Source organism: Lysinibacillus sp. NPDC056959, assembly GCF_042674095.1.
GTDB lineage: Bacteria > Bacillota > Bacilli > Bacillales_A > Planococcaceae > Lysinibacillus > Lysinibacillus zambalensis.
This window is the reverse complement of the sequence record NZ_JBHURE010000012.1, coordinates 30845-51949: the sequence shown is the minus strand read 5'-3', so window position 1 is coordinate 51949 and position 21105 is coordinate 30845. Positions and strand designations below refer to the sequence as shown.

Sequence of the window (21105 nt, the reverse complement as noted above, 5' to 3'; positions counted from 1 at the left end):
AGACGCACTTCGTATGGGATAAAAGATATGATTAGGCTATACTCAAGAGGATAAATGTTAATAGTAGAATAGAGGGAGTCCTATGAAATCAACGGTAGAACGAAAACTGCAATTTGCATTTGGTATAGTTTTAGTATTTCTATTACTAATTACTAGTATTGCCATATACTTTTTAAATGATAATAAACACACACTTGTGGAAATCGAAAAAAATACCGAACTAATGAATTTGTATAATGATATTTCCTTTCAAACAGTTCGTGCAAATGCTGCCATTCGCGGGTATATGTTATATGGTAAAGAAGATATGCTCAACAATCATCAGGAAATACGAGAAACATTACATAAATCTATTCAGCGTATTGAAGAACTCGAACATAAAAATACGGACTTTGAACAGTTTTTAAAGCAATTAGAAGCATGGGAAAAGCCTATAGATGAACAAATTGTACCGCTTTTTCAAAGTGGTGAAAAACTGCAAGCCCAGCAGTTAGCATTACCGGTTTTAGGGAAAGGCTCTCTAAAGCTTGTTGAGTTTGGAAAAACGATGGCAACCGCTCAGCAGGACGAAATGCAGGCGCGTATAGAGGCTACTAAGCAAAAGGGCGACAGAAGTGGCAAAGAGATTGCTGTACTAGCAATAGTCTCCTTACTTATAAGCATTATTATTGCGACGGTTTTTGGGCGAAGAGTAGCAAAAAATATTCAGCAAACAGTAGTAGAAATGGACAAATTCTCAACTGGCAATCTACAAACGCACCTGCAATTTAAAACAAAAGATGAGTTTGCCCAACTGGCAGCTTCATTTAATTCGATGTCAGAAAAGCTTCAACATACGATGAAGCAAGTTGGTAATTCGGCTGAACAGGTAGCAGCAACATCCGAGCAGCTCACAGCGAGTAGTATGGAAGTGACACAGGCAACAGAAGTTGTCTCAGAATCGATTCAAGATATTGCACATGGTATTGAAGAACAGGATACATTAACAGGTGATGTACGAAACTTATCCTCGCACATTTTGAAAAAGATGGATGATATATCAACGAATATTGATCATGTTAACTATGCAACTGTAGAAACTAAAAATATGGCTAGCATAGGGCGTTCTTCAGTTCGTAATGTCATTGAACAGATGAATGACATTGCGAATAATACAGAAGAACTAAGTACACGTGTTAAAGACTTAGATGAAAATACAGCAGCGATCGTCTCAGCAGTCAATGTTATTAAAAATATTGCTACCCAAACAAATCTATTGGCGATCAACGCCTCTATAGAAGCGGCGCGCAGTGGTGAGCATGGTAAGGGCTTTGCTGTAGTGGCAGAAGAGGTACGGAAGCTAGCAGACGAATCGAATCTAGCGGCGGTAGATATTGAAAAGGTTGTTTTACAAATTACTGAAGATACAAGAATTATCGAGGAAGACATGATCAGTAATAATGATTCAGTAATGGTTGGTCGTGAAAAAGTAAATGTGGCAAGAGATAATTTCATTCAAATTGACGATGCCATTAATGATGTGCAAGCTCAAACTGAATCAGTTACAGCGGCTATTCGAACAATCCATCAAGATATTGAAAAACTTGTAAAAGAAATTGACTACATTAGCGAAGTATCCATGAATTCGAGTAGCAATGTTCAAAGTGTTGCAGCATCCTCTGAGGAACAAAATGCGGCGATGGAAGAAGTAGCGGCTGCCTCTACACATTTGTCAAAAATGGCGATTGACTTACAAGAATCCATTCAGGCATTTAAATACTAACAAATAACCCCTATGAATCATACAGAAAGAATGATTCATAGGGTTCTTTGTTTAGTGGATAATGGCGTGGAGAGCTCGAATTATGTCGAGAAAATCAAAAAAATGAAAAAATGTTTGAATTTAAGTGTATTTCGTCCGATAAAAATAGAAGAAGAAAATTTATTCGATATGAGAAGGGGAGGCTGTGTGCTGGGGGCTCTTTGAATATTAAGAGAAACCTCAAAATTGACAATAGACTTTTTAAGAACTCGTAAAGTTAAAAGGAGAGCTGTTGCATGAAACGATTATTTGGAAGCTTTAAGGGTAAGCTTTACACATTATTTGCTCTTATCTTACTAATCCCAGTTATTTCTGTAGGAAGCTTATCGTATCTTTCAGCAAAAAATTCGATAAAGGAAGAAATACTTTTTAGTGCAGATGAAAGTGTAAAAATTTTGAATACATTAATTGATAGTGCTATTAGCACGAAAATAAATGAAATCGCTACCTTTAGCGAGGAAATAAATTCTTCTAAGTACGAACAGAAGGAAACTAAAATAATACCGAATTTTCAAGAATATATGAAACTGAGTCCAGATGTTTTAAGCATTTATGTTGGAACAAATGACGGAACATTTATCCAAGAACCAAAAATAAATAGCGCGGATTATAATCCTTTAGAAAGGGATTGGTATAAAAAAGCTAAGGAATTAAAAGGTGAGACTTTAATCACGGATCCTTACATAGATGCAGGGACTGGAGATATGGTCGTAACAGTTGCTCGCCAGGTGAAAGATCAATCTGGGGTAGTTGCAATCGATTTGAAATTGACAGAGATTCAAAAAGTCGCAGATTCTATAAGTATCGGAAAAAATGGCTACCCTTCTATTTTTGGTGACAAAAATTTGGTCATTTCACATCCTACATTAGAAGCCGGTAAGGAATTAAACGAGAGCTTCCTTAATCAAATGTACGACAGCAAATCTGGCACGTATGATTATGTCTTTGACGGTGATGACCGTATTTTGTTCTTTACAACGAATGAACTGACAAACTGGAAAATCACAGGGACAATTTTTGCAAAGGAAATTGACGAATCAGCATCACCCATTTTGAAAAAAACGTTTCTCGTACTAATTGCTGCGATCGTAATCAGCTCGATTGTATTCTTTTTTGTCATGAAGGCAATTATAAAACCGATTAGATTACTAAAGGATAGTGCAGTAACCATTAGTAAAGGTGATTTAACAGAGAAAGTGACAATCACTTCTCATGACGAGATTGGACAGTTAGGACAAGCCTTTAACGATATGCAAGACAGTTTAAGAACTCTTATTCAAAAAATTGAACAAAATGCCGAAGAGGTTGCCTCGTCAGCAGAAGAGCTAACAGCCAACGCCACTCAAACGAGCATTGCTACAGAAAAGGTAGCGATTTCGATTCAAGATGTTGCGTCGAGCGCAGATACGCAAACGACGAGTGCCAATAAGAATGCAGAATCGTTACAGGAACTTTCCAAGGCAATTCTTCATATAGCTGAGATTTCTTCTACTGTGACAGATCTTTCACAGCATGCAACGCTACAAGCGGACGAAGGTGGAAAAGCAGTCCGAGATACGAAAGATCAAATGCAATCTATTCATGTATCAGTGACCGATTCAAACACGAAAATTCAATCACTACATGAACGTTCTCAGCAAATTACGTCTATATTAGATGTAATTACAAGCATTGCAGACCAAACAAACTTACTTGCTCTCAATGCAGCGATTGAGGCAGCAAGAGCAGGAGAGCACGGAAAAGGCTTTGCAGTTGTTGCTGATGAAGTTAGAAAGCTGGCGGAGCAATCCCAGAAATCTGCACAACAAATTTTCGAGTTAATCCATGGCATTCAGTTAGAAACCGAACAATCTGTAAACATCATGGCAAAAGTTACAGAGGATGTTCAAAATGGTCTACATGTATCGGATGAAGCGATCACGAAGTTCCAAGTGATTATGTCGAGTATGGAGGCGATTACTCCTAAAATGGAAGAGGTATCTTCTGCCTCTGAGCAAATGTCAGCAAGTGTACAAGAGGTGACTGCTGTTACGGAAGATTTGGCATTCTCAGCAAAAGGAAATGCAGCTGCTTCAGAGGATGTTGCAGCGTCTACTGAGGAACAATTAGCTTCGATGGAAGAAATTAATGCTTCTGCACAAGCTCTTGCGCATATGGCAGATGAGCTAAAACAGCTAATTAGTCAATTTAAATATTAATAGACGTACGAAAAAATGCCATTCCTCCTTTGAGGGGTGGTATTTTATATTATTGAAAAACTATTGTGTCAATAAAATTAAGGTTTCATTTTAAATAAAGTAAGGCTCTTCGGCAAAACGAATGGGCGCTTTCTTGAGTCATTTGTTAATAGAAAGTGGTTGTTTTTTAGATAAAACAGGATTTTGTTTCAATAAATCTTTATTCATATAAAAAACGAACTATAGTAGCTTTAGCGATTCTGTTTTGTAGCTATAGAAAATATTCGCAAAGATGGCCTTGAGTATTTTGTTTTTCAATACTAATAAATGACACTGGGACATTTTCTTGTTTGACTAAGTCATTCTATTTTCTAAATTTAATAATGGTAGTGTATTTCCGGTGATTTAATGGCATCAATGCAAAAAGCCTATATTGTTTTCAACCTTTTATTTACTACGGACAGAAAATCGAATGAAACGAAAATTAGTCTTTAAGAATCCGAAAATAGGTTCTACATTGATTTTTCGTTGTCGAAAGATAGCACCTGGTTTTATCTGTGCGAAAGCGAAGCGACAGCAACAAGATTTTCTCTGTGCGAAAGCGAAGCGACAGCAACAAGATTTTCTCTGTGCGAAAGCAACAATTATGCCAAGGTGACATCACCCACACGTTATGGTGTTGTAATCTAGTTAAATCAAAAATATAAAAAAAGGGCTTTGAAATTAAGTATTTCATCCGATAAAAACTTAGGGTGATATTTCTTCGATAAAAGAAGGGTAGATTGTGAACAGAGAAGGAATCGGCATAGTTTCCTAGCCTAAATCATCAAGTAAAGTGTCAGTAAAAGAAACACAATAAAAATACATATCTCAAGAATTTTGAAGACTAAAGGAGAACTGTTGCATGAAAAAATTATTTAGAAGCTTTAAGGGTAAGCTCTACACGTTATTTGCTCTTATCCTATTAGTCCCAGTTATTTCTGTAGGAAGCTTATCGTATCTTTCAGCAAAAAATTCGATAAAAGAAGAAATACTTTTTAGTACAGATCAAAGTGTAAAAATTTTGAATACGTTAATTGATAGTACTATTAGCACGAAAATAAATGAAATCGCTACCTTTAGCGAGGAAATAAATTCTTCTAAGTACAAACAGAAGGAAACTAAAATACTACCGAATTTTCAAGAATATATGAAGCTGAGTCCAGATGTTTTAAGTATTTATGTTGGAACAAATGACGGAGAAGTATTTGTAGAACCAAAATCGAATAGCGCTGATTACAATCCTTTGGAAAGAGATTGGTATAAAGAAGCTATGGCTTTGAAGGGAGAAACTTTAATAACGAAACCTTATAAAGATGTAGCGACAGGAGATATGATTGTAACAATTGCTCAGCGGGTAAAAGATCAATCTGGGGTAGTGGCAATTGATTTAAAATTGACAGACATTCAAAAAGTTTCGGACTCTATCAGTATCGGGAAAAATGGATATTCGTCTATTTTTAGTGAAGATAAAATGGTCATTTCAGACCCGACTATAGAACCGGGTAGCGAAATAAAAGAAAGCTACAGCGACAAAATGTACGACAGCAAATCGGGAACCTATGAATATGTATTTGAAGGTGAAAATCGTATTTTGTTCTTTACAACGAACGAATTGACGAATTGGAAAATTACCGGAACAATTTTTGCGAAGGAAATTGATGAATCAGCATCACCAATTTTAAATCAAACATTACTCGTGTTAATTATTGCGATTGTCATAAGTGCAATTGTTTTCTATTTTGTTTTGAAAGGAATCATAAACCCGATTAAATCGCTCAAGGATAGTGCAGTAACCATTAGTAAAGGTGATTTAACAGAGAAAGTGACAATCACTTCTCATGACGAGATTGGACAGCTAGGACAAGCCTTTAATGATATGCAAGACAGTTTAAGAACTCTTATTCAAAAAATTGAACAAAATGCTGAAGAGGTAGCATCGTCGGCAGAAGAGCTAACAGCCAATGCTACTCAAACAAGCATAGCGACAGAAAAGGTGGCCATTTCGATTCAAGATGTTGCATCGAGCGCAGACACGCAAACGACGAGTGCCACTAAGAATGCAGAATCGTTACAAGAACTTTCTAATGCTATTCTTCATATCGCGGAAATCTCTTCTACTGTGACAGATCTTTCACAGCATGCAACGTTACAAGCAGACGAAGGTGGAAAGGCAGTCCGAGATACAAAAGATCAAATGCAATCTATTCATGTATCGGTGACCGATTCCAACACGAAAATTCAATCACTACATGAACGCTCTCAGCAAATTACGTCCATTTTAGATGTAATTACAAGCATTGCAGATCAAACGAACTTACTTGCTCTCAATGCAGCGATTGAGGCAGCAAGAGCAGGGGAGCACGGAAAAGGTTTTGCAGTTGTTGCTGATGAAGTTAGAAAGCTGGCGGAGCAATCACAAAAATCTGCACAACAAATTTTCGAGCTAATCCATGGCATTCAGTTAGAAACCGAACAATCCGTAAACATCATGGCAAAAGTTACAGAGGATGTTCAAAATGGTCTACATGTATCGGATGAAGCTATCACGAAGTTCCAAGTGATTATGTCGAGTATGGAGGCGATTACTCCTAAAATGGAAGAGGTATCTTCTGCCTCTGAACAAATGGCAGCAAGTGTACAAGAGGTGACTGCTGTTACGGAAGATTTGGCATTCTCAGCAAAAGGAAATGCAGCTGCCTCAGAGGATGTTGCAGCGTCTACAGAGGAACAATTAGCTTCGATGGAAGAGATTAATGCTTCTGCACAAGCTCTTGCGCATATGGCAGACGAGCTAAAACAGCTAATTAGTCAATTTAAATATTAATTATTAACAAAACTAAAAACGCCATTCCGTTTGAGGAATGGCGTTTCATGTTGTTGAAAACTTAAGGTGTCATATTTAAAACATGGCCCTTCGGCAAAGCGACAGGTTCAAAACATCCACAGAGATTTACTTGTTGATATTGTGTTCCAACAATAATAAAAGCGCCATTCCACTTGAGGAATGGCGCTTTTGAATAATTATCGATCTTCTTCCCAGCAATCAGTATTTTTCAATTTTGGGATTGATTTTGCATAAAATACAGGGTTTTTGCCTGCATTGCGTTGCATTGTAAAGTCGTCTAACACTTGGAAGGCAATTTTACCAAGTAACAAGATGACCGTAATATTGATGATAGCCATTAGTCCCATGAATAGGTCTGCTAAGTTCCAAACAAGCTCTACTTGCGCAAGAGCACCGAACATAACCATAGCAAGAACTAAAATACGGTAGCCAAACATCCAACCTTTATGTGCATTCATAAACTCAATATTAGATTCACCGTAATAGTAATTTCCAACGATCGAACTAAAGGCAAAGAAAATAATAGAAATTGCAATAAAGTAAGGAGCCCATCCACCTACATGTACAGCTAAGGAATTTTGTGTAAGAATAATTCCATTGCTTTCACCAGTATTATATAGACCCGCTAAAATAATAATAAAGGCTGTTGCAGAACAAATCATAATTGTATCAAAAAATACACCTAAACTTTGCACTAATCCTTGCTTCGCAGGATGTGAGGTATTAGCTGTAGCTGCGGCATTAGGGACACTACCCATACCGGCTTCATTAGAAAATAAGCCACGGCGTACACCTTGCATAATAGCAGCACCAATCGCACCACCAGCAGCTTCCTGAAGACCAAACGCTTCTGTGAAAATCAGTTTGAAAACGGCAGGTATTTCAGTCAGATTCGTTACAATAACAAATAGAGCTACAGCTAAATAGAAAACTGCCATCACGGGTACAAGTACTTGCGTAACTTTTACGATTCTATGTACGCCACCAAAAATAATCATGGCCGTTAACACAACTAGAATAATACCAATGATAGTAGGATTAATATTAAATGCCTCACCTACAGAAGTTGCAATCGTATTCGATTGTACCGCATTAAATATAAAGCCAAAGCTTAACGTTAAAAGAATACCAAAAATAACCCCTAATTTACGTTGACCTAACGCTTTTTCCATATAATAGGCTGGTCCACCACGGAACGTATCTCCATCCTTTACTTTGTACACCTGTGCAAGCGTACTTTCAATAAAGGCAGTCGCCATTCCTAAGATGGCAATAAGCCACATCCAAAATACTGCTCCAGGTCCACCTACACCGATTGCTAATGCAACACCTGTAATATTCCCAGTACCTACACGTGAGGCTGCGCTAATCGTAAAGGCTTGGAACGGAGAAACACCTGAATCTCCCTCTCTTTTCTCCACTATTAAACGAAACATTTCAGGGAAAAGTCGAATTTGGACAAATTTTGTGCCAAATGAAAAATACAATCCAGCAGATATTAACAATGTGATAATGCAATATGTCCATAAAATATTATTAGTATCACCTACAATATTCGTTAACCATTCCATTTGTTTTCCTCCAATCTCAATACGCTTTAGTCTACACTGTTTTTTTGCAATATATCCACTTTTTGAAAATACTGAATTATATTAATTTTGTGTGCGACGTAATATTTTTACAATATTTGAAATACATATCCCTAGATGTTGGTTAGTATGGATTGTTTTGTAGGGATTTTACCGGATAAATAGAATGAGATGAAAGAAAAATGCAAGTTGTATGAAAAGGAGGTTCGGTATGGTGTTTTACTTACTTTTGTATTGGCACTTTTTAGTTATGATTATGTTAGTGATCATTTTTGCAGGAATGATTACTTTTTTGTTTCCCAGGTTTTCATCTATTGTTTTATTGATTTTGGGTGGTCTAATCGGCTTTGTATATTCTATATTCATAGATTATAAGGATGCCAGTTTCTTTTTTATTAGTATTAATCTTGTTGTTAGTTCTATCCCCATTTTATTAATTAGATATTTACACTTCTTAAAAAGAAAAGCGGAAGAAATGGGGGAAGGTAGTTTCAATTAGTGAAGTTTTAGAAAATTCTCTTATTTAGGCTGGCTTTTTAGTATAATAATTAAATTATAGGCTAATCAACAAAAGATGAGTATGACAATTGTTGAAACCAAGTCGGAGAAGAAATTAACATGATATTATGTGTAATCAGTCAAATTAAAGGGGGAATTTGTATGAAAACTATTGGCATGATTGGTGGTATGAGCTGGGAGTCTTCTGCTGAGTATTACCGTCTTATGAATCAAGAGGTAAAGACACAATTAGGAGGCTTACATTCAGCCAAATGTATTTTGTATAGTGTAGATTTTCAAGAAATTGAGCATTACCAAGCTGAGGGAGATTGGGAGAAGGCGGGTCAAGTGCTGGGAGAAGCCGCGCAATCTCTAGAGAGTGCAGGGGCAGATTTTATTATCATTTGTACAAATACAATGCACAAAGTTATAGATATCGTTGCCGCAAAAATCCAATTACCGATTTTACATATAGCAGATGCGACAGCAAATCAAATAGAAAAAGCTAGTTTACAAAAAGTTGCCCTTCTTGGGACAAAGTACACGATGGAACAAGATTTCTATAAAGCTAGAGTAGAAGGATTTGGCATTGAAGTGATTGTTCCGCTTGCTGACGAGCGTACTGAGGTCAATCGTATCATTTATGAAGAATTATGTTTGGGCCAAATTGAACAAACATCGAAGGAATATTATTTACAGCTGATTGAAAACCTTGTGCAGTCGGGAGCACAAGGAATTATATTAGGCTGTACAGAGATTGGATTACTTATTAAACAGGAAGATCTGAAAGTACATGTTTTTGATACAACAATTCTTCATGCAAAGGCTGCAGTAAATATGGCGATTCATAAGGGGGAGTAATATGAAAGTACGAGAGCTGGGAATCGTTATTGGAACAATATCCACTGGTGAGAAAAATTGTATTACCGATGTAGCTGGCGTGCATGTAGGTCATGTAACGCTCGATGAAAAGATGAATCAAGATGGCGCTTATGCCTGTACAGGAGTAACGGCGATTTTACCGCATGATGGAAATTTATTTCAGCAAAAAGTTACTGCGGCAAGCTATGTCATAAATGGTTTTGGGAAAACGACAGGGCTCGTTCAAGTGAATGAACTAGGGGTTATTGAATCACCAATTATGCTAACGAATACATTTGGCGTTCCGGCTGTAACACAAGGAACGTTACAATTTATGCTAGATTCGAATAGTGAAATAGGTCATTCAACAGGAACTATTAATATCGTAGTCGGGGAATGTAACGATAGCTATTTAAATTCTATTCGAGAATGTCCTATCACACCCGAACATGCTGAGGAAGCGATCCGCAACGCATCAAATGAAACAGCAAAGGAAGGGGCAGTTGGTGCAGGAAAAGGAATGATGTGCTTTGGCTATAAAGGTGGAATTGGTTCATCTTCCCGAATTGTGACGCATGAGTCAACGAACTATACGATAGGATGTATGGTCCTTAGTAATTTCGGGCAAAGCTCAGAGTTTCTAGCACATCGATATATTACTTCGAACAATCCAAGTGAATCGACATTATCTCCGACAGATGGCTCCATTATCATCGTACTTGCTACAGACGCTCCGCTTAGTAGTCGTCAACTAACACGTGTCATTAAACGTTGCGGTATTGGACTAGGACGTACAGGCAGTCACTTTTCACATGGCAGCGGAGATATAGTCATTGGCTTTACAACAGCATATCATATCGCACATCTATCAGATCAACTTGTTGAAACACGTGCACAGCTACGTGAGGATCATCCTATCATGAATCAATTATTTGCAGCTGCTGCAGAAGCAACAGAGGAAGCCATTTTAAATTCATTATCACAGGCACAGACTACAATTGGTCGAGATGGACATAATGTTGAAGCCTATCGATTTTAGCTCTATAAATAGGCATGAAACCTCTTTAATTTTAGTGCTCGAAGTAGTAATAAAAATACTATTTACTTGGCTATTGGACCGTATAGTAATCTCGAAATAATTAGAAGAGTTTACCTCCGTTTTGATTAATATCAAAATGGAGGTTTTTTTTATAACCAATTACTAAGGCTTATCACAGATGGTGGATGTCATTTCATAAAACGTATGCCATTTATATAAGCTGATTTCCGTTCCGATTGCACGCCCCTGGAAAACGTCAAGTCGGAACGGAAATCAACCACACGTTATGGTTGGAAACCTTGAAGAAGGTGATGGGTTTCATTTTTTATTGTATTTCGGTAATCTTCTACCCTATCCACGAATAAAATTCCTAAATAGGTGAAAAAACATCCCCTTTCGACTCCTTGCATCAATGATTTGGCGCATCTTGTTTAAAAAACAGAGAATAGCTATTACTCTGTAAGATTTCTTTTTTTATCTAGTCAATAAATTTAAGGTGTGATACATTCGATAAAACTGAATTATCTAAAAATTTTATCGAAACCTGAAATTGGAGGTGTGAACTATACATGACCCCATCTTTCAACCTATTGAGGCAAATAAAACTTCAATGAGGGAATCAACGCCAGCAATTTGTGAAAATGGTGAGCCAATCATTCAAATTGGAGAAGAACATTCAAGAATTTTTATTGAGCCAATATACTATCATCAAAAAATACCAAATAGTTTACAAGTTATTTATTTACGTCAAGGTGTCTATGACCGATTGATAAAAGCACTATTATTATTACCTGAAAATTTTAGCCTGATCTTATATGATGGCTATCGTCCGTTCCAAGTGCAGCAATTTTTGTTTAAGAGTTTTTCAAAACAAATCGCACAGCGTTATCCCCATTTTACTGAGCAAGAGGTTGTAAGAGGAACGCGTAAGTATGTTGCGTTTCCTAGCAAAGATCATGCTCATTTCGCCCCACATTTAACAGGTGGAGCGATTGATCTGACACTAGGAGATTTAGAGGGGAATGCTTTAAATTTAGGTTCAGCATTTGATGAAATCAGTGAAAAGTCTGCGACACGCTATTTTGAACAACAGCCAGAGGAAGATTGGGAAGCCTGTGTGCATCGACGTCTTCTATATAACTGTATGACGATGGTTGGCTTTACGAATTATTCAGAGGAATGGTGGCATTACGATTTTAATAATGTTTCATGGGCAAGACGTGTTGGTGCGCAAGAAGCTAGTTATGGGGCTGTGGAAGCCATTATCCAAGACAATAATGTAAAGGAGTTTCGAATTCTATGAAGGTCTATATTAGTGCAGATATTGAGGGAATTACTGGCACAACAGCTTGGAGTGAGACGGAGCTAAACGCGCCAGATTATCAGTTTTTCCAAAAGCAAATGACAAAGGAAGTAGATGCCGCTATAGAGGGGGCTATTCGTGGTGGAGCAACCGAAATTTTACTAAAGGATGCCCATGATTCAGCACGTAATCTAGATATTTCTAATTTACCAGTAAATTGCAAGATTATTCGAGGTTGGACGTATGACCCGATGTGTATGGTCGCGGGACTTGATAAGAGCTTTGATCGAGCGATTTTTATTGGTTACCACAGTAAAGGGGGAAGTGCGCGTAATCCTTTGGCACATACGCTTTGTGTTTTTGCGGATGTGAAAATTAATGGGGAGTATGCGAGTGAATTTTTAATTAATACGTACGCGGCTGCTTTACATGGTGTTCCAGTTTCATTTGTTAGTGGAGATGTGGGGTTAACAGAGGAAATTCAATCAATCAATGATCATATCCTCACATTTGCTACAAAAGAAGGGATCGGAAATGCGACTATTAGTGTTAGCCCACAGCTGACGATTAAAGAAACGAAACGACTTGTTGAGGACTCAATGAAAGTTCCACGGGAAGATTTGCAAGTACCATTACCGGAGCGCTTTGTAGTGGAAATCATTTATCGTGATCATACGCGTGCATATCGAAACTCGTTCTATCCGAATGCTACGTTTAAACCACATAATACAGTGGAATTCGTAACGGATAATTTTTATGAGGTGCTTCGAATATTACAATTCTTAACATAAGCAATGAAAAGGTAGGTGAATGGATGAAAATAAAAGATATTATCGTAGGGAAAGTAGAAGTACCGCTTATAACACCGTTTAAAACAGCTTTAAGAACAGTGCATAGCATTCACAATATTGCCGTCTATGTTCACACTGATGATGGGCAAATAGGCATCGGTGAAGCGGCACCGACTGCTGCTATTACTGGTGAAACTCTAGGGTCCATTTCGCACGCTATAGAAGAGTATATCAAGCCAGCCGTTATCGGGATGGATATTGAAGAATTGACAGCAATCATGGAGCGAATCGACAGCAGTATTTATCAAAACACCAGTGCGAAAGCCGCCGTAGATATGGCGGTTTATGATTTAGTGGCGAAACACTATCAAACACCTCTGTATAAATTACTAGGAGGCTATCGGAAAGAATTAATTACAGATATTACGATAAGTGTAAATGATTCTGAAGAAATGGTGAAGGATAGTATAGCCGCTGTTCATCGAGGTTTTCAAATTTTAAAAATCAAGGTGGGGAAAGATCCAGCAGGTGATGTAGAGCGAGTTGTTGCTATTCGTGATGCAGTTGGACACGCCATTACATTACGGGTGGACGCGAATCAGGGCTGGACACCAAAGCAGGCTGTACAAATTATTGGCGCACTTGAAGATGCAGGTACGAATGTTGAATTGGTTGAGCAGCCTGTTCATTGCCATGATCTAGTAGGAATGCAATTCGTGACGGCTAATACAAAGACAAATATTTTGGCGGATGAAAGTGTTTTCTCTGCAAAAGATGCCTATACAATTATTGAAAAGCGAGCTGCGGATTTGATTAATATTAAGCTCATGAAATCAGGAGGCATTTATCAAGCACAGAAAATTTGCCACATTGCGGAGGCAAACGACATACAATGCATGATTGGCTGTATGTTAGAGACAAAAATTAGCGTAAGTGCTGCTGCACATTTTGCCGCATCACAGAAAAATATCACGATGGTAGATTTAGATGGACCGAGTTTATGTGTGAAAGATCCTATTGCTGGGGGTCCAAAATTTGAAAATGATCGAATTAGGATGACAGATGCCGTTGGGGTAGGATTTTCAATGTAGTTTCTCCAGTGGAAGTGTTTCATCCTCCACTGATGAACAAAAAGGGCTTTTACGGGTAGTTAACCTCCCTGCTTATATATCTTGAAGTGGGAGTCTTGTACTTGACGCTTTCGCTTACGGTACATATAAATCTCTACCCGTTTATGCGAGATAAAAAGATTGCTAGGGGGATGCTTATTATGAAAAGATATTGGATGCTTTTCGCGTGTCTAGTTGTAATGCTTTGTGCAGCCTGTAGTGACGATTCATCAAGTGAAAAAAAATCAGAGTATCGGGTTGTTTATTCGGGGGAAATAAAAACGCTAAATTACTTAAAGACTTCTGAAACGAATGAGTTTGCTGTTGCAGCGAACTTAGTTGATGGATTAATTGAGTATGATAAGTATGGTGTTGTGCAACCGGGCTTAGCGAAAGAATGGTCATCAAATGAAGATGCTACTGTTTGGACGTTCAAGCTTCGTGACGATGCAAAATGGGTTACACATGACGGTAAAGAGTATGCCGATGTTGTTGCTCAAGATTTCGTAGATGGCTTACATTATGTACTTGATGCAAAAAATGAATCATCGACAGCTTGGATTGCGACGGTCGTGAAAAATGGGGAAGCTTTCTATAACGGTGATATGACTGACTTTACGAAGGTAGGCATTAAGGCGGTAGATAAGCAGACAGTGGAATATACTTTAGAAACGCCTACACCTTATTTCCTGTCGATGTTGAACTACGTCTGCTTCTTCCCAGTTAACGGGAAGTTTATAGAAGAAAAAGGTGATAGTTTTGGTACAACTCGTGAAAATTTCCTTTATAACGGATCGTTTATTTTAGATAAATTTGAACCGCAAAATGAGCGAGTACTTGTGAAAAATGATAAATATTGGGATAAAGAAAATGTACTAATTGATCGTATTCGCTATAAATACAATAAAGAAGCGGCTACAGTAGCACCAGAATTATTTTTACGAGGAGAAATCGATTCAGCGAGTATTCCAACTTCTATTATTGATGAGTGGTTTAAAGACGAAAAGAAAAAAACACAAATCCGTCAAACACAAAATAACTTCTATACGTACTTCTTTGCATTAAACTTTAATCCGCAGTTTGATGCAGAATACGAGCCTGAAAATTGGAAGAAAGCGGTCAATAATAAAGATTTCCGAAAATCTTTGTTCCATGCGCTTGACCGCGAGTCAGCAATGTTAACATTAGAACCTTATAATCCAAAAGATTTACTGAGCAACACAATTACGCCTAAAAACTTTGTCAACGTAGAGGGAGTTGACTATACACAATTAAAACCATTAGCTAATCTAACGAACACCGACTCCTTTAATAAGGAAAAGGCATTAGAGTACAAGGAAAAAGCGAAAAAAGCGCTAGAAGGGAAAGTAACTTTCCCGGTAAAAGTGTTAATGCCTTATAACTCTGGTAGTCCAGATTGGGCAAATCGTTCACAAGTCGTTGAACAGCAGATTGAAAAATTATTAGGTACTGACTATGTAGACGTTATTGTAGAGGCCGGACCATCAACAGGCTTTTTAGCAGAGGTTCGTAAACCTGGTAAATTTGCATTCCTTGAAGCTAACTGGGGTCCAGACTATGCCGATCCATCAACGTATACGGATCCATTCACTGCAGACGGTACTTATAATAAACCGGAGTTAGCTGAAGGTTATACAGAAGCAAACGGAAAAACTAAATATCAAAACTTAGTAGACGAAGCAAAAGTGACGATCGATACAGCAAAACGTTACGAGCTGTTTGCGAAAGCGGAAGCGTTCTTAATTGATGAGGCATTTGTCATTCCTTATTCAGTAGGAGGAAGTGGCTATGTTGCTTCTAAATTAAATCCATTTGAGGCTCAATACTCCCCATTTGGTGTGACGGCCGAGAAGTTTAAAGGTCAGCGAGTTTTAGAAAAACCAATGAGTAATGAGGAGTTTAAAGAAGCTTTAGCGAAGTGGGAGCAAGAACGGGCAGATGTGTTAGCTAATACAGTGAAATAATTGAAAATTCAATTATTTCAAACCCTATCCCGTCCCGATAATTGTTAGTTAAATGAATCGATCATTAGGGTAGTTAATGTTGAAAAAACATGATGGCTCCATTCAAGATAAATATTCAAAAGTAGTGAGTATTGATGAAGGAGATACCGAAATAGAAAAGTCGGGATCTCCTTTAGTCTTTCTGAAAAAGGAGGATGAAGTGATGCTGGGGTATATAGGTAAACGTTTATTACAATCAGTTTTAACACTGTTTATTATTATTACGATTGTTTTTTCATTACTCCGTTTAATGCCTGAAGAAGGTTATTTAGGCGCAGCAGCGGATAAGATGTCTCCTGCTCAACAAGAGATCTATATAACGAATTTAGGTTTACGGGACCCATTACTTGTACAATTGGGGAACTTTTACACGAATCTGTTTCAAGGTGATTTAGGTAAATCCGTTACATATCGGACAGATGTACCAGTCGTCACGATTATTGCAGATAAGATTATGTATTCCTTACTATTCGGTTTAGGTGCGGTTGCACTATCTCTATTAGTAGGGGTTCCGCTCGGAATATTGATGGCCCAGATGAAGGGACGTTGGTTGGACCGTTTGGGAACTGGCTACATTGTCATTGTTGTTGCAGTGCCAGCCGCCGTTTATTATTTAGTCATTCAAATGTATATTACAGAAATTTTACATTTGCCAATGCTTTTTGATGAGTATCAGCCCATTACTTGGATATTACCACTTACTTCAATGGCACTAGCGCCGACTGCTTCCTATGCGATGTGGATGCGACGTTATATGGTGGATGAACTAAACAAAGATTATATTAAGCTAGCAAAAGCGAAAGGTGTTAAAGAACGTACATTAATGTTTAAACATGTACTACGAAATGCTTTTATTCCTATGGCACAATATTTACCTGCAACCATCCTTTTTACGATTACAGGCTCTATCTATATTGAATCCTTATATTCCATTCCTGGGATGGGGGGCTTACTCGTAGATGCCATACAACGACAAGATAATACGATTGTACAAGGCTTAGTGCTAGTTTTCTCTTCACTTGGAATTATCGGACTCATTTTAGGGGATATTGCAATGGCCCTTGTTGATCCGCGGATTAAATTAGGGAAAGGGGAGAGTGTACGTTAATGGGAATGTATTCAGAAGAAATAAACAATATTTCAAACAAATCACGTGAAACTTTGTTCGAGTTTGCAGAAGTGGATGAGCGTCAAGCTGAAGAAACAGCCTACTCTAATTACTCCTATTGGCGTTCAACTTGGAAATCCTTTTTGAAAAACCGCATCGCTGTTTTTTTATTAGTTGGCGTGCTTATTATCGTAACCTTTACTATTTTACAGCCGTATTTACCAGCGCAAAAATCACCGACTGAAATATATCTTGATGAGCAAACAGGACTCCAAGCACGTAATATTGCGCCAGGCGCTGAATTTTGGTTTGGAACAAACTCCATTGGGCAGGATTTATGGTCACGTATTTGGGCAGGGACAAGGACCTCGCTATTTATTGGCTGTGTCGTTGCTTTAGTAGAAGCTATTGTAGGCATTACGATCGGTACGCTTTGGGGCTTTTCGCGTAAATTAGAGCTACCTATCACGCAGCTATACAACGTCGTTGATAATATACCGACGACTATCGTACTTATTTTAATGTCCTATATTTTGCGACCGAGTATTTCAACCATCATTATTGCTATGTGTATTACTGGTTGGGTAGAAATGGCGAGGTTTATACGCAATCAAATTGTTATTTTACGAGATCGTGAATATAACTTAGCCTCAAAATGTTTAGGTACACCTGATTACCGAATTATAGTGAAAAATCTATTACCCTATCTTATTTCTGTCATTATGCTACGAATGAGTTTAGCTATTCCATTTGCAATAGGTTCGGAAGTTTTTTTAACATACATCGGATTAGGGCTACCGATTAGTGAGCCGTCTTTAGGAAATTTAATCAATGAAGGCCGAGTGCTCATGATGTCTCCAGAATTAAGATATCAGCTCATTTTCCCAAGTATTGTATTAAGTATCATTACGATTGCATTTTATATTATAGGGAATTCATTTGCAGATGCAGCAGATCCGAAAAATCACGTATAAAGGGGGATGATGGAAGTGACACAAACTAAATCACCTATTTTAACCATCCGAAATCTTGTCATTAAATTTACACTTCGTGGCAGAGTGCTAACGGCTATTCGCAATATTTCCCTTGATTTATACAGAGGTGAAAGCCTTGCAATCGTTGGCGAATCAGGTTCAGGAAAATCAGTTCTCATGAAATCCATCGTGGGCTTGCTCGATAAAAATGGCCACATTGATCAAGGGCAAATCCTCTACAATGATCAAGATTTAGCACAGTATAGAACCGAGCGGGAATGGCTAAGCATTCGTGGAAAAGAAGTGGCAATGGTGACACAAGACCCAATGACATCTTTAAATCCGCTTAAAACGATTGGTAAGCAAATCGAGGAATGTGTTCATCTACATCAGAGATTAAAGGGGAAAGCCGCATACGAAGAAACTTTAAAATTGTTAAAAGATGTTGGCATTCACGATGTGGAAAAGCGCTATAAGCAATACCCACACGAATTTTCCGGTGGTATGCGTCAACGAATCGTGATAGCGATTGCGCTAGCGTGTAAGCCCGAAATATTAATTTGTGATGAGCCAACAACTGCGTTAGATGTCACAATCCAAGCACAAATTTTACAGCTGCTAAAAAATCTCCAACAAAAATATGGACTAACAACCGTTTATATAACCCATGATTTAGGCGTTGTTGCGAAAGTTGCCGACCGTATTGCAGTGATGTACGCGGGCGATATTATCGAAGTGGGCAAGACACATGAAATTTTCTTTAATGGCAAGCATCCTTATACTTGGGCGCTCATTTCTTCATTGCCGCAACTAGGCTCAAAAGGGCAACAGCTTTATTCCATCAAAGGTACTCCTCCGAATCTTTTTCAAGAAATTAAAGGAGATGCCTTTGCACCTCGCAATCAATATGCGTTAAAGATTGATTTTATGGAACGTCCTCCATTTTTTCAGGTGAGTGACACACATTTTGCACGTACATGGCTATTGGATCCGCTTGCTCCGAAAGTAAAGCCACCTGAAGCATTACAAGCCTTTTTTGCAGAAGGGAGACGATACGCCCATGAGTCATAAAGAAGTGTTAGTTGAAGTGAAAAATTTAAAAGTCGTTTTTGGTAAAGGTAAAAATAAATTTATAGCTATTGATGATGTCAGCTTTGATATTTGCAAAGGTGAAACGTTCGGTTTAGTAGGTGAATCTGGCTCTGGAAAAACAACAATCGGCCGAGCTATTATGCGAATCAATGAAGTCACTGAAGGACAAATACTGTATCACGGTAAGAAGCTAAATGGCAAAATATCAAAAGAGTGGGATCGAGAAATTACACAGAAAATCCAAATGATTTTTCAAGATCCTATGGCATCGCTAAATGAACGGGCAAAGGTAGACTATATTATTTCCGAGGGGCTTATTAATACAAAAAAAGTCAAAAATGAAGCCGATCGTCAACAGAAGGTACGCAATGCATTATTAAATGTTGGATTATTACCGGAGTTTTCTAGCCGTTTCCCACATGAATTTTCAGGAGGGCAGCGTCAGCGTATCGGAATTGCACGTGCACTAGTAATGGAGCCAGAGTTTATTATTGCAGACGAACCAATTTCAGCATTAGATGTATCCATTCGTGCACAAGTATTAAATTTACTAGCAAACTTACAGCAGCAAAATGATTTAACTTATTTATTCATTGCGCATGACTTATCGGTAGTCCGTTTTATTACAGACCGGACGGCTGTAATTTATAAAGGTAAGATTGTTGAGCTAGCTGAGACAGAAAAGCTGTTTTCTAATCCAATTCATCCGTATACAAGGGCGTTAATATCGGCAGTACCTGAGCCAAATCCTTATAAGGAGCGTGATAAAGTCGTAGAAATCTATGATCCGTCACAGCACAACTATGACATTCAGCCACCGTCATTTTTCGAAATAGAGGAAGGTCATTTTGTATTAGCAAATGAAGAGGAATTGGAAAGATACCGAACTTCACGAACAATGGAGGTAAGCAAATGATTCGTCCGAAGGCTTTGAAAAAAAGTGACACTATTGGTTTGATAAGTGCTTCAGGTGCAACCCCACCAGAAAAATTTCTCCCTGCAGTTAAAAGTATTGAAAAACTAGGTTATAAGGTAGTTGCTGGGGAAACGTGTAGAGTAAGGCATGGCTACTTAGCAGGCTCTGATGAGCTAAGAGCCTCTGAAGTTAATCAAATGTTTAGAGACCCTACTATTGATGGCATCTTCTGCATACGTGGAGGTTACGGAGCAACGAAAATTTTACCGCTTCTGGATTTCGATATGATCAAGGCAAACCCAAAAGTATTTGCTGGCTATAGCGATGTGACAGCATTACATATCGCTTTTAACCAAAGATGTGGCTTTGTCACATATCATACACCAATGCCCTCTACAGAATTTATTCGGCCAGAGATGGATCCATATACATGGAATTCCTTTATCGAAAGTGTGACAGCAACAGAACGAACTGACTACTGTCTTGAAAATCCACCTGGACGTACAATGACAACGCTTGTAGCTGGAAAAGCGACAGGACAGCTTATTGGTGGGAACTTAACATTAGTTACCGCATCTCTTGGAACACCTTATGAAATTGATACAAAGGGCAAAATATTATTTTTAGAGGATGTAGACGAGAGTGAGCATCGTGTTGATCGGATGCTTACGCAGCTAAAACTAGCAGGCAAACTAGATGAGGTGGCAGGTATCTTATTAGGAGCTTGGACAAATTGTGGTCCTGAAAAACCAAAACATCCAGAGCATAGCCTATCCCTACAAACGATTTTCCGAGAAATTTTAGGTCCATTCAATAAACCTATCATTAAGGGTATCACTTGTGGTCACATCTTACCGACGATGTCGCTGCCACTAGGTCGTACGATCACGATGGATACGGAGAATCAGATGATAACAGTGATAGAGTAGGTGAAAT

17 protein-coding genes and 1 pseudogene are annotated in these 21105 nt (G+C 38.1%); 16 read left to right on the top strand and 2 right to left on the bottom strand.

The genetic code is table 11. The features are described from left to right. Positions 1–82 precede the first annotated feature (82 nt). Both ACFTQ7_RS14650 and ACFTQ7_RS14645 read left to right on the top strand, forming a co-directional pair. A complete protein-coding gene (locus tag ACFTQ7_RS14650) occupies positions 83–1762 on the top strand; it encodes a methyl-accepting chemotaxis protein (protein ID WP_386829628.1) in 1680 nt (559 codons plus the stop codon). 275 nt (positions 1763–2037) lie between these two features. Further along, on the top strand, positions 2038–3999 hold the full coding sequence (locus tag ACFTQ7_RS14645) for a methyl-accepting chemotaxis protein (RefSeq protein WP_386829626.1): 1962 nt from the start codon (positions 2038–2040) through the stop codon (positions 3997–3999). Between the two features lie 343 nt (positions 4000–4342). On the opposite strand, the pseudogene ACFTQ7_RS24885 reads toward ACFTQ7_RS14645, so the two are convergent. After that, positions 4343–4530 (bottom strand): annotated as a pseudogene (locus ACFTQ7_RS24885) (IS5/IS1182 family transposase); the annotation flags it as partial. Here ACFTQ7_RS24885 and ACFTQ7_RS14640 point away from each other — a divergent pair. Beyond that, entirely contained in the window at positions 4451–4636 is a 186-nt protein-coding gene (locus tag ACFTQ7_RS14640; protein ID WP_386829624.1) for a hypothetical protein, read from the top strand. The pseudogene ACFTQ7_RS24885 and the gene ACFTQ7_RS14640 sit on opposite strands and share 80 nt — an antisense overlap. Positions 4637–4882: 246 nt before the next feature. Further along, on the top strand, positions 4883–6844 hold the full coding sequence (locus ACFTQ7_RS14635) for a methyl-accepting chemotaxis protein (protein ID WP_386829623.1): 1962 nt from the start codon (positions 4883–4885) through the stop codon (positions 6842–6844). Positions 6845–7041: 197 nt separating this feature from the next. Here the strand turns inward: ACFTQ7_RS14635 and ACFTQ7_RS14630 are convergent, their stop codons facing one another. Beyond that, positions 7042–8436, bottom strand: coding sequence for an alanine/glycine:cation symporter family protein (locus ACFTQ7_RS14630; protein WP_386829621.1), 1395 nt, complete (start codon positions 8434–8436; stop codon positions 7042–7044). 229 nt (positions 8437–8665) lie between these two features. On the opposite strand from ACFTQ7_RS14630, the gene ACFTQ7_RS14625 reads away from it, so the two are divergent. The 12 genes from ACFTQ7_RS14625 to ACFTQ7_RS14570 all read left to right on the top strand — a co-directional run bounded on the left by ACFTQ7_RS14625 (position 8666) and on the right by ACFTQ7_RS14570 (position 21098). Continuing rightward, complete coding sequence (locus ACFTQ7_RS14625; RefSeq protein ID WP_386829620.1) at positions 8666–8953, top strand: hypothetical protein; 288 nt, start codon at positions 8666–8668, stop codon at positions 8951–8953. A 161-nt stretch (positions 8954–9114) separates the two neighbouring features. Continuing rightward, positions 9115–9813: an aspartate/glutamate racemase family protein gene (locus ACFTQ7_RS14620; RefSeq protein WP_386829618.1), complete on the top strand. Its 699-nt coding sequence runs from the start codon at positions 9115–9117 to the stop codon at positions 9811–9813. 1 nt (position 9814) lies between these two features. Next, positions 9815–10852, top strand: a complete 1038-nt coding sequence (locus tag ACFTQ7_RS14615; RefSeq protein ID WP_386829617.1) for a DmpA family aminopeptidase — start codon at positions 9815–9817, stop codon at positions 10850–10852. A 610-nt stretch (positions 10853–11462) separates the two neighbouring features. Further along, positions 11463–12155 (top strand): M15 family metallopeptidase, encoded by a 693-nt coding sequence (locus tag ACFTQ7_RS14610; RefSeq protein ID WP_386829615.1) that lies wholly within the window; start codon positions 11463–11465, stop codon positions 12153–12155. Beyond that, positions 12152–12946 (top strand): M55 family metallopeptidase, encoded by a 795-nt coding sequence (locus tag ACFTQ7_RS14605; protein WP_386829614.1) that lies wholly within the window; start codon positions 12152–12154, stop codon positions 12944–12946. The genes ACFTQ7_RS14610 and ACFTQ7_RS14605 overlap by 4 nt, the downstream gene beginning before the upstream one ends. A gap of 23 nt (positions 12947–12969) precedes the next feature. Beyond that, a complete protein-coding gene (locus tag ACFTQ7_RS14600) occupies positions 12970–14037 on the top strand; it encodes a dipeptide epimerase (RefSeq protein WP_386829613.1) in 1068 nt (355 codons plus the stop codon). A gap of 179 nt (positions 14038–14216) precedes the next feature. After that, positions 14217–16040, top strand: a complete 1824-nt coding sequence (locus ACFTQ7_RS14595; RefSeq protein ID WP_386829611.1) for a peptide ABC transporter substrate-binding protein — start codon at positions 14217–14219, stop codon at positions 16038–16040. Positions 16041–16116: 76 nt separating this feature from the next. After that, a complete protein-coding gene (locus ACFTQ7_RS14590; protein ID WP_386829609.1) occupies positions 16117–17187 on the top strand; it encodes an ABC transporter permease in 1071 nt (356 codons plus the stop codon). Next, positions 17187–18161, top strand: coding sequence for an ABC transporter permease (locus tag ACFTQ7_RS14585; protein ID WP_197144043.1), 975 nt, complete (start codon positions 17187–17189; stop codon positions 18159–18161). Before ACFTQ7_RS14590 ends, ACFTQ7_RS14585 begins: the two co-directional genes overlap by 1 nt. Before the next feature lie 6 nt (positions 18162–18167). Continuing rightward, positions 18168–19232, top strand: a complete 1065-nt coding sequence (locus tag ACFTQ7_RS14580; RefSeq protein ID WP_386829607.1) for an ABC transporter ATP-binding protein — start codon at positions 18168–18170, stop codon at positions 19230–19232. After that, a complete protein-coding gene (locus ACFTQ7_RS14575; RefSeq protein WP_386829606.1) occupies positions 19222–20169 on the top strand; it encodes an ATP-binding cassette domain-containing protein in 948 nt (315 codons plus the stop codon). The genes ACFTQ7_RS14580 and ACFTQ7_RS14575 overlap by 11 nt, the downstream gene beginning before the upstream one ends. Next, positions 20166–21098 carry a S66 peptidase family protein gene (locus ACFTQ7_RS14570; RefSeq protein ID WP_386829604.1) on the top strand — a complete coding sequence of 311 codons (933 nt, stop codon included), beginning with the start codon at positions 20166–20168 and terminating at the stop codon, positions 21096–21098. Before ACFTQ7_RS14575 ends, ACFTQ7_RS14570 begins: the two co-directional genes overlap by 4 nt. Positions 21099–21105 lie beyond the last annotated feature (7 nt).

Excerpts from the sequence above, each read along its gene's own strand:
- ACFTQ7_RS14570 (WP_386829604.1), top strand. The coding sequence starts at position 20,166 with ATGATTCGTCCGAAGGCTTTGAAAAAAAGTGACACTATTGGTTTGATA.
- ACFTQ7_RS14630 (WP_386829621.1), bottom strand. The coding sequence starts at position 8,436 with ATGGAATGGTTAACGAATATTGTAGGTGATACTAATAATATTTTATGG.
- ACFTQ7_RS14580 (WP_386829607.1), top strand. The coding sequence starts at position 18,168 with ATGATGGAAGTGACACAAACTAAATCACCTATTTTAACCATCCGAAAT.
- ACFTQ7_RS14585 (WP_197144043.1), top strand. The coding sequence starts at position 17,187 with ATGGGAATGTATTCAGAAGAAATAAACAATATTTCAAACAAATCACGT.
- ACFTQ7_RS14645 (WP_386829626.1), top strand. The coding sequence starts at position 2,038 with ATGAAACGATTATTTGGAAGCTTTAAGGGTAAGCTTTACACATTATTT.
- ACFTQ7_RS14575 (WP_386829606.1), top strand. The coding sequence starts at position 19,222 with ATGAGTCATAAAGAAGTGTTAGTTGAAGTGAAAAATTTAAAAGTCGTT.
- ACFTQ7_RS14610 (WP_386829615.1), top strand. The coding sequence starts at position 11,463 with ATGAGGGAATCAACGCCAGCAATTTGTGAAAATGGTGAGCCAATCATT.
- ACFTQ7_RS14590 (WP_386829609.1), top strand. The coding sequence starts at position 16,117 with ATGTTGAAAAAACATGATGGCTCCATTCAAGATAAATATTCAAAAGTA.
- ACFTQ7_RS14620 (WP_386829618.1), top strand. The coding sequence starts at position 9,115 with ATGAAAACTATTGGCATGATTGGTGGTATGAGCTGGGAGTCTTCTGCT.
- ACFTQ7_RS14615 (WP_386829617.1), top strand. The coding sequence starts at position 9,815 with ATGAAAGTACGAGAGCTGGGAATCGTTATTGGAACAATATCCACTGGT.
- ACFTQ7_RS14635 (WP_386829623.1), top strand. The coding sequence starts at position 4,883 with ATGAAAAAATTATTTAGAAGCTTTAAGGGTAAGCTCTACACGTTATTT.
- ACFTQ7_RS14650 (WP_386829628.1), top strand. The coding sequence starts at position 83 with ATGAAATCAACGGTAGAACGAAAACTGCAATTTGCATTTGGTATAGTT.
- ACFTQ7_RS14595 (WP_386829611.1), top strand. The coding sequence starts at position 14,217 with ATGAAAAGATATTGGATGCTTTTCGCGTGTCTAGTTGTAATGCTTTGT.
- ACFTQ7_RS14640 (WP_386829624.1), top strand. The coding sequence starts at position 4,451 with ATGAAACGAAAATTAGTCTTTAAGAATCCGAAAATAGGTTCTACATTG.
- ACFTQ7_RS14605 (WP_386829614.1), top strand. The coding sequence starts at position 12,152 with ATGAAGGTCTATATTAGTGCAGATATTGAGGGAATTACTGGCACAACA.
- ACFTQ7_RS14625 (WP_386829620.1), top strand. The coding sequence starts at position 8,666 with ATGGTGTTTTACTTACTTTTGTATTGGCACTTTTTAGTTATGATTATG.
- ACFTQ7_RS14600 (WP_386829613.1), top strand. The coding sequence starts at position 12,970 with ATGAAAATAAAAGATATTATCGTAGGGAAAGTAGAAGTACCGCTTATA.